The sequence below is a fragment of the Nocardioides sp. genome, assembly GCF_047606145.1.
Classification (GTDB): Bacteria; Actinomycetota; Actinomycetes; order Propionibacteriales; family Nocardioidaceae; genus Nocardioides.
Map to the genome: position 1 here is coordinate 1 of NZ_JASGET010000084.1, position 15,547 is coordinate 15,547.

Consider the following 15,547-nt stretch of genomic DNA (forward strand, 5'->3'; position numbering starts at 1 on the left):
GCGGCGGCGAGGCCGACAGCCGGCCCAGCGCGTCGGCGTCGATGACGACCGGCACGCCGGTCGCGAGCGCGGCGGCGAGCTCCCGGCCGACCTGCTCGCCACCGCCGGAGCCGACCACCCACGCCTGGGCACGGCCGTCGCCGACCACCTCCGGATGGGCGCGGACGACGGTCTCGGCGGCCGTGCCGACATAGCGGACCATCCCGGCCAGACCGCTGTTCGCGCCCGCGACCGAGAGCAGTGCGGCACCCGGGTACCGGCTGCTTCCGGTGCGCAGCCCGACCACGCCGCGGGTGTACTTATGGGCGGTCGGCACCGGCCTCGGCAACAACCGCGCGACATCGGCGGCCTGCAGCGCCTCGACGCCGCCCGCCGCCGGGCCGACGCCCGGCAGGCCGATGTCGACGAGCTGCACCACACCGCAGGCGGCCGCGGCCGGGTCGAGCAGGTGACACGGCTTGTGACAGCCGAACGTGACGGTCAGGTCGGCGACCACGTGCGGCCCGGACGTCCCGCCGCCGTCGACGTCCACTCCGCTGGGCACGTCCACCGCGACCACCGGGATCTCGGCCACCGCGGCCAGCGCCGCCTGCGCGTCGGGACGCAGCCCGGAACGACCGCCGATCCCGACGATCCCGTCCAGCACCACGTCGTACGCCGCCCGCGGTGGGCGAGCCGGGTCGAGACCACCGACCCGGCCGCCCGCCGCCCGCAGCGCGGTCACACCGCCGTCGTGCACCCGGTCGGAGAGCAGCCAGGCCTCCACCCGTGCCCCGCGCCGAGCCAGCCGCGCGCCGGCGTACAGCGTGTCACCGCCGTTGTCACCGCTGCCGACCAAGAGCAGCACCCGGCGCCCGTAGGCGCCGCCGAGAAGGTCGATGACCGCGTACGCCAGACCGGCGGCCGCCCGCTCCATCAGCGCACCCCGGGGCAGTCGGGCCATCGCGGTGGCCTCGGCGGCCCGGACCCGCTCGACCGGCTGTGCCCGGATCACGATCCCTCCAACACGACCATCGCCGAGGCGATCCCGGCGTCGTGCGACAGCGACAGATGCACCACCGCGACCCCCTGAGCCTCGGCCTCCGCCCGCACCGTCGCGCGCAGCGCGAAGCGTGGCCGGCCGGACTCCTCGGAGATCACCTCGGCATCCTGCCAGGCCAGTCCCACCGGGGCGCCGAGCGCCTTGGCCAGCGCCTCCTTGGCGGCGAACCGGGCCGCCAGCGAGGCCAGCGGGCGGCCGGCCTCGGCCGGGGTGAAGAGCCGGGCGCGCAGCCCGGGCGTACGCCGCAGCGTCTCGCCGAAGCGTTCGATGTCGCAGACGTCGATGCCGACGCCGATGATCGCCATCGGAGTCCGGCTACTCGACGGTGACCGACTTGGCCAGGTTGCGCGGCTGGTCCACGTCCAGGCCCAGCACCGTCGCGAGTTGGCAGGCGAACAGCTGCAGCGGCACCACCGCGACCAGCGGCTGCAGCAGCGCGGGGACCTTCGGCAGCCTGATGACGGTGTCGGCGAACGGCTCGATCGAGGAGTCGCCCTCCTCCACCAGGCAGATCGTGCGCGCGCCGCGGGCGCGGACCTCCTGGATCCCCGAGCGCATCTTGTCGTGCAGGAAGTCCCGGCCGGCGGGCGGCACCACGCAGAAGATCGGCAGCCCGTCCTCGACCAGCGCGATCGGGCCGTGCTTGAGTTCGCCGGCCGCGAACCCCTCGGCGTGCAGGTAGGCCAGCTCCTTGAGCTTCAGCGCGCCTTCCAGCGCGACCGGGTAGCCGGCGTGCCGGCCGAGGAAGAGAACCGAGCGGCTCTCGGCGTACGTCTCGGCGAGGCGGTAGACCTCCTCGGCACGGCCCAGCACCTCGGTGATGGCCGTCGGCATCTCCTCGAGCTGGCAGAGCACCTGGTCGATCTCCTCGCCGTACAGGATGGCCTTCACCTGGGCCAGGTAGAGGGCCAACAGGTAGCAGGCCACCAGCTGGGTCAAGAACCCCTTGGTCGAGGCCACCCCGATCTCCGGACCGGCGTGGGTGTAGATCACCGCGTCGGACTCGCGCGGGATGGTGGAGCCGTTGGTGTTGCAGATCGCCAGCACCTTGGCGCGCTGGTCCTTGGCGTGTCGGATCGCCTGGAGGGTGTCGGCGGTCTCGCCGGACTGGGAGATCGCCACCACCAGGGTGGAGTGGTCGATGATCGGGTCGCGGTAGCGGAACTCGCTGGCCAGCTCGACCTCGACCGGCACCCGGCACCAGTGCTCGATGGCGTACTTGGCGACCATGCCGGCGTAGAACGACGTGCCGGCCGCGATGATGATGATCTTGTCGACCTCGCGCAGCTCCTGGTCCGCCAGCCGCATCTCGTCGAGCTGTAGCGCACCGCCGGCGCCGCGACGGCCGAGAAGCGAGTCGGCCACCGCGCGCGGCTGCTCGAAGATCTCCTTGCGCATGAACCAGTCGTGCCCGTCCTTCTCCGCCGCCGAGAGGTCCCAGTCGACGTGGAACGGAGTGGGGGTGCTCGGCCGGGCGTCGAAGTCGGTGACCGTGACGCCGCCCGGGCTCAGTGTGACGACCTGGTCCTGCCCGAGCTCGAGGGCGTCGCGAGTGTGCTCGATGAAGGCGGCGACATCGGAGGCGAGGAAGCTCTCGCCCTCGCCCAGGCCGACCACCAGCGGGCTGTTGCGTCGCGCGGCGACGACCCGGTCGGCGTCCTCGGCGTCGACGGCCACGAAGGTGAACGCACCGTCCAGCCGGCGACAGACCCGCTGCATCGCCTCGGTGAGCGTGGCGCCGGCCTCGACCTCGAGCTCGAGCAGATGTGCGGCCACCTCGGTGTCGGTCTCGGAGAGCAGCTCGTGGCCGTCGTTCTCCAGCTCGGCGCGCAGCTCGGCGAAGTTCTCGATGATGCCGTTGTGGATCAGCGCGACCCGGCCGTGCGGCCCCGCGTGCGGGTGTGCGTTGAGATCGGTGGGACCGCCGTGAGTGGCCCAACGGGTGTGCCCGATGCCGGCCGAGGAGGCCGGCAGCGGGTCGTCGGCGATCAGCTTCTCCAGGCTGCCGAGCTTGCCGGCCCGCTTCCGGATCGCCAGCCGGGGCTCCTCGCACGAGGCGTCAGCGGACCGATCGACGAGCGCGATCCCGGCCGAGTCGTAGCCGCGATACTCGAGCCGGCGGAGGCCGTCGATGAGCACCTCCGTCGCCGATCGGGGGCCGACGTATCCGACGATTCCGCACATGGCGGCCATCCTAGGCGGGTCATCCGATCGTGCACCGCGCGAGACACCCGCACGGCCGGCCACCATTGGTCGAGGCTCCAGGCAGCCCAGCGACCGCCGGCCGGAGTCACACGGTCTCGATACGCCCTCGCTCGTCCCTCGCGAGGGCTACTCGACCAGCGACGGTGCCGTCGGTCGAGTAGCGGGCGCCGCTCTCACCGTCGGTCGAGTAGCGGGCGCCGCTCTCATCGTCGGTCGAGTAGCGGGCGCCGCTCTCATCGTCGGTCGAGTAGCGAGCGTCAGCGAGCGTATCGAGACCCCCGGCGAGCCCGAGGAGCCCGGCCCGGACGGCGTACGGAACAATCACGTGCCATGTCCTCCCACGGCCCGGCCGGTGACGAGCGCGAGTCCTCGCCGTACCTCGAGCTCGACCGCGAGGCGTGGGCGAAGCTCGCGCACGAGACGGTCAACCCGCTGACCGCCGGCGAGATCGAGAAGCTGCGTGGTCTCGGCGACCGGATCGACCTCAACGAGGTCGAGGAGGTCTACCTGCCGCTGAGCCGGCTGGTCAGCCTGTACGTCGAGTCGGCGGGCTCCCTCCATCGCGAGCAGGAGACGTTCCTGCATCGGCCGATGCCGGCGCGCACCCCGTTCGTGATCGGGGTGGCGGGCTCGGTGGCGGTCGGCAAGTCCACCACCGCGCGGGTGCTGCAGGAGATGCTGGCGCACTGGCCGGAGCATCCGCACGTCGAGCTGGTCACCACCGACGGCTTCCTCTACCCCAACGCCGAGCTGGAGCGACGCGGGCTGATGGCGCGCAAGGGCTTCCCGGAGTCCTACGACCGGCGGGCGCTGCTGAAGTTCGTGGTCGACATCAAGTCCGGCCGCGACGAGGTCGAGGCGCCGGCGTACTCGCACCTGGTCTACGACGTCGTGCGCGGCGAGCGGACGGTGCTGAAGCATCCCGACATCGTGATCATCGAGGGCCTCAACGTCCTTCAGCCGGCCCGGGTCCGCGCAGACGGCACCACCGGTCTCGGGCTCTCGGACTTCTTCGACTTCAGCATCTATGTCGACGCCGGCACCGCGCACATCAAGCAGTGGTACGTCGAGCGCTTCCTGCGCCTGCGCGAGACCGCCTTCCGCGACCCGTCCTCGTACTTCGCCAAGTACGCCGCGCTCAGCCACGAGGAGGCGATCGAGCGCGCCTCAGCGATCTGGGACGAGATCAACGGCCCCAACCTGACCACGAACGTGCTGCCGACCCGGTCGCGCGCGACCCTGGTGCTGCGCAAGGACCGCGACCACTCGGTCCGCTACGTCCGGCTCCGCAAGCTCTAGCCATCCCGCGCCCGGACGCGAGTCCGGGTCAGAGCGCCAGGCGATCCCGCACCACGCCCGCCAATCGGCCGGCGACCTGCTCGGCCTGCACGTGACTGGGCGCCTCGACCATCACCCGGACCAGCGGCTCGGTGCCCGAGGGCCGCAGCAGCACCCGGCCGTTGCCGGCCAGCGCCGCCTCCTCGGCGGCGACCGCCGCCCGGACCCCCTCGTCGCTCAGACAGCGTGTCCGGTCGACCCCGGGCACGTTGAGCAGCACCTGCGGGAGCCGGGTGACCACCGCGGCGAGATCGGCGAGCGACCTCCCGGTGGCGGCCATCCGGGCGAGGACCTGCAACGCGGTCAGGGTGCCGTCGCCGGTGGTGGCGTGCTCGCTGAGGATGATGTGCCCGGACTGCTCGCCACCGATCGAGTAGCCGTGCGCCCGCATCTCCTCCAGGACGTAGCGGTCGCCGACCGCGGTCCGCGCCACCGCGATGCCGGCGGCCTCCATCGCCTTGACGAAGCCGAGGTTGCTCATCACGGTCACCACCACGGTGCCGCCGGCGAGCCGGTTCGTCTCGGCGAGCCCGAGTGCCAGCAGCGCGATCAGCTGGTCGCCGTCGACCAGGCGGCCCTCGGCGTCGACGGCGACGCACCGGTCGGCGTCACCGTCCCAGGCGAAGCCGGCGTCGGCGCCGTTGGCCACCACCGCGCGTTGCAGCGCCTCCGGATGGGTCGACCCGACACCGTCGTTGATGCTGAGCCCGTCGGGGTCGTCGTGGATCGCGACGACCGTGGCCCCCGCCCGTTCGAGAGTGAGCGGACCGCTCAGGCTCGCGGCGCCGTTGGCGCAGTCGACAACCACCTTGAGCCCGTCCAGCCGCCGGTCGAGGGTGTCGACCAGATAGCCGGCGTACTCCTCCACGGCCGTGCCGTGCACCCGGATCCGTCCGACGTCGGCGCCGACGGGCAGGTTGGGATGGTGGCCGAGGTGGGCCTCGATCGCGTCCTCGAGCGCGTCGTCGAGCTTGAGCCCGCCGCGCTGGAGGAACTTGATGCCGTTGTCCGGCATCGGGTTGTGCGACGCCGAGATCACCACGCCGAGGTCGGCACCGAACTTGCCGACCAGGTGGGCGACGCCGGGAGTCGGCAGGATGCCGAGGTCGAGTACGTCGCACCCGGCGGAGGCGAGCCCGGAGGTGACGGCCGCCTGGAGGAACTGTCCCGAGATCCGCGGATCTCGGCCCACCACGGCCAGGGGCCGGGGACCGGCGAACTCGCCCTTCTCGGTGAGTACCTGGGCCGCCGAGACAGCGAGGTCCAGAGCCAGCGAAGCGGTGAGGACCTCACCGTTCGCCAGGCCCCGGACCCCATCGGTGCCGAAGAGTCGCGTCACGAATGGAACCTTTCGTGGTTCGCGAAGTGTTGAGTTCGGATGCCTGGCAACGCGGAGGGCCGAAGGCGGCCTTTGAGCGGAGCGGGCCATCGAGGGCCGACAACGCAGCCAGGCGCCGAAATCAGCGCTTCGAGAACTGCGAAGCCTTCCGAGCCTTCTTGAGCCCCGCCTTCTTCCGCTCGACCACCCGCGCGTCGCGGGTGAGCAGGCCGGCCTTCTTCAGCGTCGGGCGGTTCGCGTCGATGTCGACGTCGTTCAGCGCACGGGCCACACCGAGGCGCAGGGCGCCGGCCTGGCCGGCGATGCCACCGCCGTGGATGCGCGCGATCACGTCGAACCGGCCCTCGAGCTGCAGCGCCGCGAACGGCTCGTTCACGATCTGCTGGTGCAGCTTGTTCGGGAAGTAGCTGTCCAGGCTGCGACCGTTGATGGTCCACGAGCCCGAGCCGGGCACGATGCGGACGCGGGCGACCGCCTCCTTGCGGCGACCGGTGGCCGCCGCGGGGGCGATGGTGGCGGGGCGGGCCGGGTCGGCGACCGGGTGGGACTCCGAGGTGTAGGCGAGACCCTGCTCGTCGGTGGTGTAGGTCTCCTCGGCCTCGCCGGCGGAGGCGGAAACGGCGTTCTCAGTCATGTTCTGGTCCTGGCTCACTGGGCGATCTGCTTGATATCGAACGGGACGGCCTTCTGGGCCTGGTGCGGGTGCGTCGGGCCGGAGTAGACCTTCAGCTTCTTCAGCATCTGCCGGCCGAGCTTGTTCTTCGGCAGCATGCCCCACACCGCCTTCTCGATCGCCTTGCGAGCGTCCTTCTCCAGGATCTCGCCGATCGGGGTGGCCGTCAGACCGCCCGGGTAGCCGGAGTGACGGTAGGCGAGCTTCGTGGTCGCCTTGTCGCCGGAGAGGGAGACCTTCTCGGCGTTGACGACGATGACGAAGTCTCCGGTGTCAGCGTTCGGGGCGTAGATCGCCTTGTGCTTGCCGCGCAGCAGGTTGGCCACCTGGACGGCGAGCCGGCCCAGGCGGACGTCGGTCGCGTCGATCACGTGCCAGGCGCGCTCGATGTCGCCCGGCTTGGGAGCGTAAGTACGCACGTGTGCCTTCTTCGTTCGTTCGTCCCGGGACGACGGTCGTCGCCCGGGTCATGCTCACGTGGCTTCTGACGAACACGGCCCGGCTTGCCTCGACCCACACCACTCGGGCAAGGGTGAGCATCCGGATCTGCGCCCCGACCGTGCGAGTCGGGACGCGGCAGGAGCCACGACCTGCCAAGGTTAGGTCCCGGCAGGTGCGAGGGTCAAAACGCCGCTGAGGTGAGGCGATTCCTAGGTGTTGGTGCCCGTGGTGCCGGCGGTCAGCCCGCTCAGGTCGGAGGTGGTGCCCGAGCCGTCGTCCGTCGTACCGGAGCTCCCGTCGGTGCCGGAACTGCCGTCGGTGCCCGAGCTACCCGAGCTGCTTCCGGGGAAGCCCTGGGTGCCGCCCATCTGCCCCTGGGTGCCACCCATCTGGCCCTGATTGCCGCCGAACTGTCCCTGGCCACCGCCCGGGAAGCCGCTCTGGCCGGAGCTGCCGCTGCCGGAGTTCACGATCGCCATCACGCCGGCGCCGGCCGCCGCGCCGACGATGAGCCCGGCCAGACCCACCGCGAGCACATGACGGAAGACGAAGAGACGGTCGCGCAGCCGCGGCTTCGGCGGCGGGGGCGTGCCGAAGCCCGGCGTACCTTCCGGCTGCTCGAACACCGGCGCGTACGGCGCCTGGGCTGCCTGAGCCGCCTGGGCTGCCTGGGCCGGCGGCGGGCCGGCGGGACCGGCCGGAGTCTCGACGGTGGACTGATCACTCGTAGCGGTGGACTGATCACTCATGCCCGAAAGGTTCGACCGCGACGCTGTGTTGACGCTGTGCCACGGCTGGCGGCAGGCCGAGAAGTCTGGCCCCCGCACCGGTGGAGACCTATGCTGAGATTGTCGGACAATCAGACTAGATCAGCCCGGAGGAACCATGACGACGCTCCGCGAGGTCGCACGCACGACACCCGAGCGGTTCGAGGCCGCCGAGGCCCACACGGCGCACAACTACCATCCGTTGGAGGTGGTGGTCACCGCCGCCGATGGCGCGTGGATGACCGACGTGGACGGGCGGCGCTACCTGGACATGCTGGCCGGCTACAGCGCGCTCAACTTCGGTCACGGCCACCCGGCGCTGCTGGCCGCCGCGCACGCCCAGCTCGATCGGGTCACGCTCACCAGTCGCGCGTTCGTACACGACCGGTTCGCCGAGTTCACCGCGAAGCTGGCCGCGCTGTGCGGCAAGGAGATGGTGCTGCCGATGAACAGCGGCGCCGAGGCGGTGGAGACCGCGATCAAGGTGGCCCGCAAGTGGGGCTACGAGACCAAGGGAGTGGCGGCCGAGCGGGCCGAGATCATCGTGATGGCCGGCAACTTCCATGGCCGCACCACCACCATCGTCGGCTTCTCCGACGATCCGGACGCGCGCGACGGCTTCGGCCCGGCGACGCCCGGCTTCACGATGGTGCCGTACGGCGACCTGGCGGCCGTCGCCGCAGCGATCACGCCGCACACGGTGGCGGTGCTGGTCGAGCCGATCCAGGGCGAGAGCGGCGTGATCATCCCGCCGGCCGGCTACCTGGCCGGCCTGCGGGAGCTCTGCACGCAGGCCCGGGTGTTGTTGGCCTGTGACGAGATCCAGTCCGGCCTCGGCCGGACCGGACGCACCTTCGCCTGCGACCACGAGGACGTGGTCCCGGACCTCTACCTCCTGGGCAAGGCGCTCGGCGGCGGCATCGTGCCGGTCTCGGCGGTGGTGGCCGACACGGACGTGCTGGGTGTCCTCTCCCCCGGTCAGCACGGTTCCACCTTCGGCGGCAACCCGCTGGCCTGCGCGGTCGGCATCGCCGTCCTCGACCTGCTCGCGACGGGGGAGTTCCAGGACCGGGCGGCGGCGCTCGGCGCCGTCCTCGCCGAGCGTCTCTCCGCGCTGGTGGGCCGCGGCGTCACCGCCTTCCGCAGTCGTGGCCTGTGGGCCGGCGTCGACATCGATCCCTCGATCGGCACCGGCCGTGAGATCTGTGAGGCCCTGATGGCCCGCGGCGTCCTGGCCAAGGACACCCACGGCTCCACCATCCGGTTGGCCCCGCCGCTGGTCGTCTCGGCCGACGACCTGAACTGGGGTCTCGACCAGGTCGCCGCGGTGACCGGACGACCCTGAATCTTTACGAGATAAACACAACTCGCCTAGAGCAGCATCTGAAGCCGCTCGATTCGTTCGTAGTTCGGACACGATTGACCGGTCGGATCCGCGCCGATACGGTGATGACCGTCACGCCATCATTCGCACTCTGAACGCAATAGCGACGCTCCGCCGAGCCACCCTCACTCGACGCTGTCCCGGGCGCTCGCGCCCGCCCCACCACCGAGAGGTAGCTTCGCCATGCCCATGTCACGCCGCGACCTCACTCGCGCGCTCACCGTCACGGTCGGCTCCGCCACCCTGCTCGGCACCACCGAGCTGACCACCGCCAGCGCCGCCCAGCGCACCCACAAGCGCACCACGACTGCCACCCGCTCGCACGACCGGAGCACCCGCTACCCACCGCTCATCACCCACACCCACCACCGCCCCACCGGCTACGAGGTCACCTTCCGCTACCACGCACCCGACGCCACCCGCGTCCAGCTCAAGGGCGAGTGGTACTTCGGCAATCCCTACGAGCTCTCTTCCCTCGCCGGCACCCAGGACTCGGTCGTCGCCACACCCGGAACGACGCCCGCTCACTGGCGGCCCGGAGACATCCCGCTGCCCTACCCGAACTCGAACGTCGCCAACTGGCCGGTCGTCGACATGCGCAAGGGCCGCGACGGCGTGTGGAGCTACACCACCCCGCTGCCGTCAGGCACCTTCAGCTACGGCTTCTTCGTGGACCTCGGTCCCGACGATGGCGGAGTGGAGGTCTACGACCCGTCCAACCCGCCGTGGAACGCGGAGAGCGGCATCGGCAGCGTCGAGCCCGTCAGCCAGGTCTACGTCCCGAGCGATGACGCCTTCCGCACCGAGGATCTGTCATGGCAGGCCCCGTCCGACCGGCCAGGTTCGCTCGTCGAGGTGACGTACGACGCCCCCACCTCGCTCACGCCAGCGGGGTCGAACTACGCCGGGGTGTACACCCCGCCGAACTACAACCGTCACCGGGCCACGCCCTACCCAACCGTCTACATGCTGGCACCCGACAACGAGGTCGCGTGGGGAAGTCAAGGGGCGCTGCCCAACATCCTCGACAACCTGATCAACTCCGGTGCGATCCAGCCGATGGTTGTCGTGACGCCGAACGTCCAAGGCTTCCCCGATTCAACCGACTCGGCGCCGGTCGCCGAGAACCTTCTCACGGCGTTGATGCCGTACGTCGAGTCCCGCTATCACGTCTCGACGGCGGCATCGAGGCGCGCGGTGGCAGGGCTCGGTTATGGTGCCTCCGTCGCGAACGCCCTTCTCTTCGGACACACCGACGAGTTCGGCAGCTTCGGAGTCTTCAGTCCGGGCATCAAGGGCCCCTACACGCTTCCGACCACGCTCTCGAGCGATCAGGTCGGCGCGCTCCGTGAAGCGAACATCCTCGTCGGTGGCGGCCTACAGGATCCGAGCCACTACTACCACGCATCCGAGGTAGCACTGCTGACCTCGGCCGGAATCCCGGTGATGCCGAACTTCGTCAACGGCGGCCACAACTGGTACTCGTGGCGTTTCAACGCCAAGGAGTTCCTCTCCCGGGTCGCCTTCTTCCCACCGTTCGCGGGCTGACCGGCTCGTCTCGTCACCGCACCCACCGGCCTCCCAGGCTTCCGACTCCCCTCGAAAGGTCTTGCCATGCCCATGTCACGCCGCGACCTCACTCGCGCATTCGCCGTCACGGTCGGCTCCGCCACCCTGCTCGGCACCACCGAGCTGACCACCACCGAGCTGACCACCGCCAACGCCGCCACCCAGCGCACCCACAAGCGCACCACGACTGCCACCCGCTCGCACGACCGGAGCACCCGCTACCCACCGCTCATCACCCACACCCACCACCGCCCCACCGGCTACGAGGTCACCTTCCGTTACCACGCACCCGACGCCACCCGCGTCCAGCTCAAGGGAGAGTGGTACTTCGAGCGTCCCAGCGACCTGCCCGAGCGACTCTCCGGACCCGACGGCACCGTCGAGACCCCGGGGCTGCGCCCGCGTCAGTGGCGTCGTGGCGACGTGCCGATCGCCAGCCCGAACTCCACCAGCCCGAACTGGCCGGTCGTCGACATGCGCAAGGGCCGCGACGGCGTGTGGAGCTACACCACCCCGCTCCCGGGCGGCGTGTACACCTACGGGTTCTTCATCGACGCCGACGCCGACGACACCACGACCACCGGCCTCGTGCCGGACCCGAGCAACCCCGCGTGGAACGTGCACGACGGCGTCGTGGACGGCCGCGCCGTGGACCGCAGCCAGATCTACGTCCCCAGCGATGCCGACTTCGACCCGCGCGAGACGAGCTGGCTGAGCGCCACCGACGGCGCCAGCGGGAAGCTGCGCTACGTCACCTACGACTCGCCCGGCCACGTCACGCCGGCCGACCAGAACTATCTGGTCGTCTACACCCCGCCGGGGTACGACGCCCACCGCGCCACGCCGTACCCCACCCTCTACCTCAGCCACGGCGGCGGCGAGGACGAGATGGGCTGGAGCACCCAGGGCGCGCTGGCCGACATCATGGACCAGCTGATCGGCCGCGCCGAGATCGAGCCGATGCTCGTGGTGATGCCGAACGCCACCGGCTACGCCACCTCCAGCCAGGAGTCGCTGCACCGGGCCGACCTGATCGAGCGCGTGATCCCGTGGATGGAGGAGCACTACCACGTGGTCGCGGACGCCTCCGGCCGGGCGTACTCCGGCCTGTCCGCCGGCGGCATGCGGACGGCGTACCTGCTGCTCGACAACACCGCCGAGTTCGGCTACTACGGCCTGATGAGCGCCGGCCTTCCACCGGACACCACCTTCTCCGACGACCTGGTCACGGCGATGAAGCAGGCATCGGTCTGGATCGGTGGCGGATGGCAGGACCCCATCAACGCGGGCTTCGTGCTCAACGGCACCGCCCTGCATCGCGGGCCGTTCCGGGCGGCCCGGGACCTGACCGAGGCAGGAGTTCACGTCACCACCGCGTTCATCGACGGTGGCCACGAGTGGTATGTGTGGCGGCTCCTGCTGCGCGACTTCCTCACCCGGGTCGCCTTCCTGCCGGCCACCTCCGCACCCGACTCCTGGGGCGCCTGACCGGCAACCCCGCGTCGACCACGGAGCCCCGGGCTCACTCCGCCGGCAGCGTCACCGCCAACGCCGGCAGGGCATCGACCAGCAGGTCCAGCAACTGTCCACGACTCACCTCGGACTCGCCCGACTTCCAGGCCAGCACCAGCTGCTCGGTCATCGCCTGCCAGCCGCGCACCACCAGCCTGGCGGCGGGCGTGTCCGGGATCAGCCCGGTGTCGGCCGAGAAGACCCGCTCGCCGAGCTGGCCGAACGCCTCGTCGTAGACGGCCTTGAGCGCCGGATCGCTCGCCGCCCCGCGCAGCAGCGAGCGATAGCCGGCCCAATTGGCGTCGACGAAGTCGACATAGGCCGTCACCGAGTGCCGCAGCCGTTCCACCGGGTCCCCCACCGAGGGGGGTGCGGTCTGCTCGACCAGGTCCGCGGCGGCCCGCCGTACGACCGCCTCGCGAAAGGCCGACTTGTCGCCGAAGTAGTGGTAGAGCAGCCCGCGCGAGACCCCCGCCTCGGCCGCGAGCACGTCGATCGAGATCTCCTCCAGCGACCGTTCGGCGAGCAGCCGGACGCCGAGATCGAGGAGCTGCTCCCGCCGCTCCTCGGGCGTGAGTCGCCGTCGGTCCGATGCCATGGCGGCATTGTCATTGACACTCGTTCAACAGACAAGGGGTGGCCGGCCACCCCCAGTCCGGACACCTTCCTCGTGGCCCACCCGAGGACGTGGCAGCCGTCGGGGGCACTCTCTCGCCCTGCACCGACGATCCCGGCAACTCTATTGACACTCATTCAATAAGAGGCCTACCGTGGAGTACATGAACCGGGCGAGCACCTCGACCACGCCCCACGTGGTCGACCACCTGATCATCGGAGCGGGGTTCGGCGGACTGTGCGCCGCGATCAAGCTCGACGAGGACGGCGAGCGCGACTTCGTCGTCATCGAGAAGGGCGCCGACGTGGGCGGCACCTGGCGGGACAACACCTACCCCGGCGCGGCCTGCGACGTGCCGAGCCAGCTCTACAGCTTCTCCTTCGCGCCGAACCCCGACTGGTCGATGAGCTACTCCCCGCAGCCGGAGATCCAGGCCTACATCCGCAAGGTCGCCGATCGGTCCGGGACCCTCGACAGGTTCGTCTTCGACACCGAGGTCACCGGCGCGACCTGGGACGAGTCGGCGCAGCGCTGGCTCGTCGAGACCCGGTCCGCGACCGGCGGCACCGCGTCGTACGCCGCCCGGACGGTGATCGCCGCCGCCGGCGCGTTGAGCGAACCGAAGCTGCCCGACATCGACGGGATCGGCGACTTCGCCGGCCAGATCTTCCACTCCGCTCGCTGGGACCACACCGCCGATCTGGACGGCAAGCGGGTGGCGGTGATCGGCACCGGCGCCAGCGCGATCCAGATCGTGCCCGAGCTGCAGGAGCGCCTCGCCGCCACCGGCGGCCACCTCGACGTCTACCAGCGCACCGCGCCGTGGGTCATCCCCCGCAACGAGCACCACTACTCCCGCCTGGAGAAGGCCGCGTTCCGGCACCTGCCGGGGCTGCAGCGCCTCGTCCGTACGGCGGTCTACTGGGGCCGCGAGCTCTACGTGCCCGCCTTCACCTGGCAGCCCCGGCTTGCCGCACCGGCCAAGGCCGCGGCCCGGCGCAACATCGCCACCGGCATCGACGACCCCGACCTGCGCGCCCAGGTCACCCCGGACTACGAGATCGGCTGCAAGCGCATCCTGATCTCCAACGCCTACTACCCCGCGCTCGCCGCCGACAACGTCGAGGTGGTCACCGATCGGATCGAGCGGATCACCGCCGACTCGATCCGCACCGCCGACGGCACCGAACGCCCGATCGACGTCCTCATCGTGGCGACCGGTTTCTACACCACCGACCTGCCGATCTCCCATCGCGTGCGCGGCCGCGCCACCTCCTCGCGCCCGGCGCGGCTGATGAGCGAGCGGTTCGCCGAGACCGGCACGGCGGCCTACAAGGGCACCACCGTGCCGGAGTTCCCCAACTTCTTCTTCGTCGTCGGCCCGAACACCGGACTCGGACACTCCTCGATGGTCTTCATCATCGAGTCGCAGGTGCGCTACCTCACCGAGGCGATCCGCACCATGCGCGCCCATGACTACGCCACCGTCGAGCCGAGCGAGACCGCCTTCGCGGAGTGGAACGACGACCTGCAGCGCCGCCTGGCGCCGACCGTGTGGCTCTCCGGCGGCTGCTCCTCGTGGTACCTCGACGAGCATGGCCGCAACACCACGCTGTGGCCGCGGACCACCTACACCTTCCGGGGCCTGCTGCGCGACTTCGACCTCGACGCCTACGTCGTCACCGGTCCGTCGAGGAGCACGCCGGCCGCCGGGCCATCGGCGCGCACCTCGGTCCCCTCCACGCAGGAAGTGAACGCATGAAGACCCTCGATGACAAGGTGGTCGCGTTGACCGGTGCCGGCTCGGGCATCGGCCGCGCGCTGGCGGTCGACCTGGCCCGCCGCGGCGCCCGGCTGGCGCTGAGCGACATCAACCAGACGGGCCTGGCCGAGACCGTCGCACTCGCCGAGAGCGCCGGCGCCCGCGAGCTGACCTCCGCGCCGCTCGACGTGGCCGACCGGGCCGCGTTCGAGGCCTGGGCCGCCGAGGTCGCCGACCGGTTCGGCCGGGTGAACGTCGCGATCAACAACGCCGGGGTCGCGCTCGCCGGGGACTTCATCGATCTGGGGTGGGACGACATCGACTGGATCATGGGGATCAACTTCTGGGGCGTGGTGCACGGCTCGAAGTTCTTCCTGCCGCACCTGATCGCCTCCGGTGATGGCCACCTGGTCAACATCTCCTCGCTCTTCGGGCTGATCTCGATGCCGGGGCAGAGCATGTACAACGCCGCCAAGTACGGCGTCCGCGGCATGTCCGAGGCGATCCGTGAGGAGATGCTCGTCGCCAGGCACCCGGTCGGCGTGACCGTCGTGCATCCGGGCGGGATCAAGACCGCCATCGCCCGCTCGGCGCGGGTCTCCGACCGTGAGGACCAGGCCGCCACCGCCAAGCTCTTCGACGAGAGGCTCGCCCGGACGACCCCGGAGAAGGCCGCCGAGGTGATCATCCGCGGCATCCTGCGCCGCCAGGCCCGGGTGCTGATCGGACTCGACGCGCACGCGGTGCACAACTTCGGCAAGTACGCCGGCTCCCGGTACCAGGACCTGGTCGCCCTCGGCGCCCGGCGACTGCTCCCGCCGAAGCGCGGGTGAGCCCGCCCTCCTCCGGCGAACCGGGCCACGAGTGGCGGCCTTCTCGGGCCAGCGGGAGGGGCAGAC

General features: G+C 70.8%; 15 protein-coding genes. 6 read left to right on the forward strand and 9 right to left on the reverse strand.

The genetic code is table 11. The features are described 5' to 3' along the window. The 4 genes from QM638_RS09995 to QM638_RS10010 all read right to left on the reverse strand — a co-directional run. Nucleotides 1–994: NAD(P)H-hydrate epimerase (locus QM638_RS09995; RefSeq protein ID WP_415141819.1), on the reverse strand; the 994-nt coding region annotated here is incomplete at its 3' end. After that, entirely contained in the window at nt 991–1,347 is a 357-nt protein-coding gene (locus QM638_RS10000) for a holo-ACP synthase (RefSeq protein ID WP_415141820.1), read from the reverse strand. The genes QM638_RS09995 and QM638_RS10000, both read right to left, overlap by 4 nt. 10 nt (nt 1,348–1,357) lie before the next feature. Continuing rightward, nucleotides 1,358–3,226, reverse strand: coding sequence for a glutamine--fructose-6-phosphate transaminase (isomerizing) (gene glmS / locus QM638_RS10005; RefSeq protein ID WP_415141821.1), 1,869 nt, complete (start codon nt 3,224–3,226; stop codon nt 1,358–1,360). 106 nt (nt 3,227–3,332) lie between these two features. Then, nucleotides 3,333–3,572 carry a hypothetical protein gene (locus tag QM638_RS10010; RefSeq protein ID WP_415141822.1) on the reverse strand — a complete coding sequence of 80 codons (240 nt, stop codon included), beginning with the start codon at nt 3,570–3,572 and terminating at the stop codon, nt 3,333–3,335. 5 nt (nt 3,573–3,577) lie between these two features. On the opposite strand from QM638_RS10010, the gene coaA reads away from it, so the two are divergent. Then, nucleotides 3,578–4,546, forward strand: coding sequence for a type I pantothenate kinase (gene coaA / locus QM638_RS10015; RefSeq protein WP_415141823.1), 969 nt, complete (start codon nt 3,578–3,580; stop codon nt 4,544–4,546). A 28-nt stretch (nt 4,547–4,574) separates the two neighbouring features. Here coaA and glmM read toward each other — a convergent pair whose 3' ends face one another. From glmM to QM638_RS10035, 4 genes are all read right to left on the reverse strand, one after another. After that, nucleotides 4,575–5,924 carry a phosphoglucosamine mutase gene (gene glmM / locus QM638_RS10020; RefSeq protein ID WP_415141824.1) on the reverse strand — a complete coding sequence of 450 codons (1,350 nt, stop codon included), beginning with the start codon at nt 5,922–5,924 and terminating at the stop codon, nt 4,575–4,577. 121 nt (nt 5,925–6,045) lie between these two features. Next, nucleotides 6,046–6,558: a 30S ribosomal protein S9 gene (gene rpsI, locus QM638_RS10025; RefSeq protein ID WP_415141825.1), complete on the reverse strand. Its 513-nt coding sequence runs from the start codon at nt 6,556–6,558 to the stop codon at nt 6,046–6,048. Nucleotides 6,559–6,572: 14 nt separating this feature from the next. After that, complete coding sequence (rplM, locus tag QM638_RS10030) at nt 6,573–7,016, reverse strand: 50S ribosomal protein L13 (RefSeq protein ID WP_415141826.1); 444 nt, start codon at nt 7,014–7,016, stop codon at nt 6,573–6,575. 231 nt (nt 7,017–7,247) lie between these two features. Continuing rightward, the gene (locus tag QM638_RS10035) at nt 7,248–7,787 is read right to left on the reverse strand and encodes a hypothetical protein (protein ID WP_415141827.1); all 540 of its coding nucleotides are present in this window, start codon (nt 7,785–7,787) and stop codon (nt 7,248–7,250) included. Nucleotides 7,788–7,923: 136 nt separating this feature from the next. On the opposite strand from QM638_RS10035, the gene rocD reads away from it, so the two are divergent. The 3 genes from rocD (at nt 7,924) to QM638_RS10050 (ending at nt 12,246) form a co-directional block, all read left to right on the forward strand. After that, nucleotides 7,924–9,150: an ornithine--oxo-acid transaminase gene (gene rocD, locus QM638_RS10040; RefSeq protein WP_415141828.1), complete on the forward strand. Its 1,227-nt coding sequence runs from the start codon at nt 7,924–7,926 to the stop codon at nt 9,148–9,150. A gap of 222 nt (nt 9,151–9,372) precedes the next feature. Then, complete coding sequence (locus tag QM638_RS10045; protein ID WP_415141829.1) at nt 9,373–10,737, forward strand: alpha/beta hydrolase-fold protein; 1,365 nt, start codon at nt 9,373–9,375, stop codon at nt 10,735–10,737. Between the two features lie 66 nt (nt 10,738–10,803). Then, entirely contained in the window at nt 10,804–12,246 is a 1,443-nt protein-coding gene (locus QM638_RS10050; RefSeq protein ID WP_415141830.1) for an alpha/beta hydrolase-fold protein, read from the forward strand. Between the two features lie 34 nt (nt 12,247–12,280). Here the strand turns inward: QM638_RS10050 and QM638_RS10055 are convergent, their stop codons facing one another. After that, nucleotides 12,281–12,868, reverse strand: coding sequence for a TetR/AcrR family transcriptional regulator (locus tag QM638_RS10055; protein ID WP_415141831.1), 588 nt, complete (start codon nt 12,866–12,868; stop codon nt 12,281–12,283). Nucleotides 12,869–13,049: 181 nt separating this feature from the next. On the opposite strand from QM638_RS10055, the gene QM638_RS10060 reads away from it, so the two are divergent. Together QM638_RS10060 and QM638_RS10065 are read left to right on the forward strand one after the other, a co-directional pair. Then, nucleotides 13,050–14,648 (forward strand): flavin-containing monooxygenase, encoded by a 1,599-nt coding sequence (locus QM638_RS10060; RefSeq protein WP_415141832.1) that lies wholly within the window; start codon nt 13,050–13,052, stop codon nt 14,646–14,648. After that, a complete protein-coding gene (locus QM638_RS10065) occupies nt 14,645–15,481 on the forward strand; it encodes an SDR family NAD(P)-dependent oxidoreductase (protein ID WP_415141833.1) in 837 nt (278 codons plus the stop codon). The genes QM638_RS10060 and QM638_RS10065 overlap by 4 nt, the downstream gene beginning before the upstream one ends. The last annotated feature ends 66 nt before the right edge of the window (nt 15,482–15,547 follow it).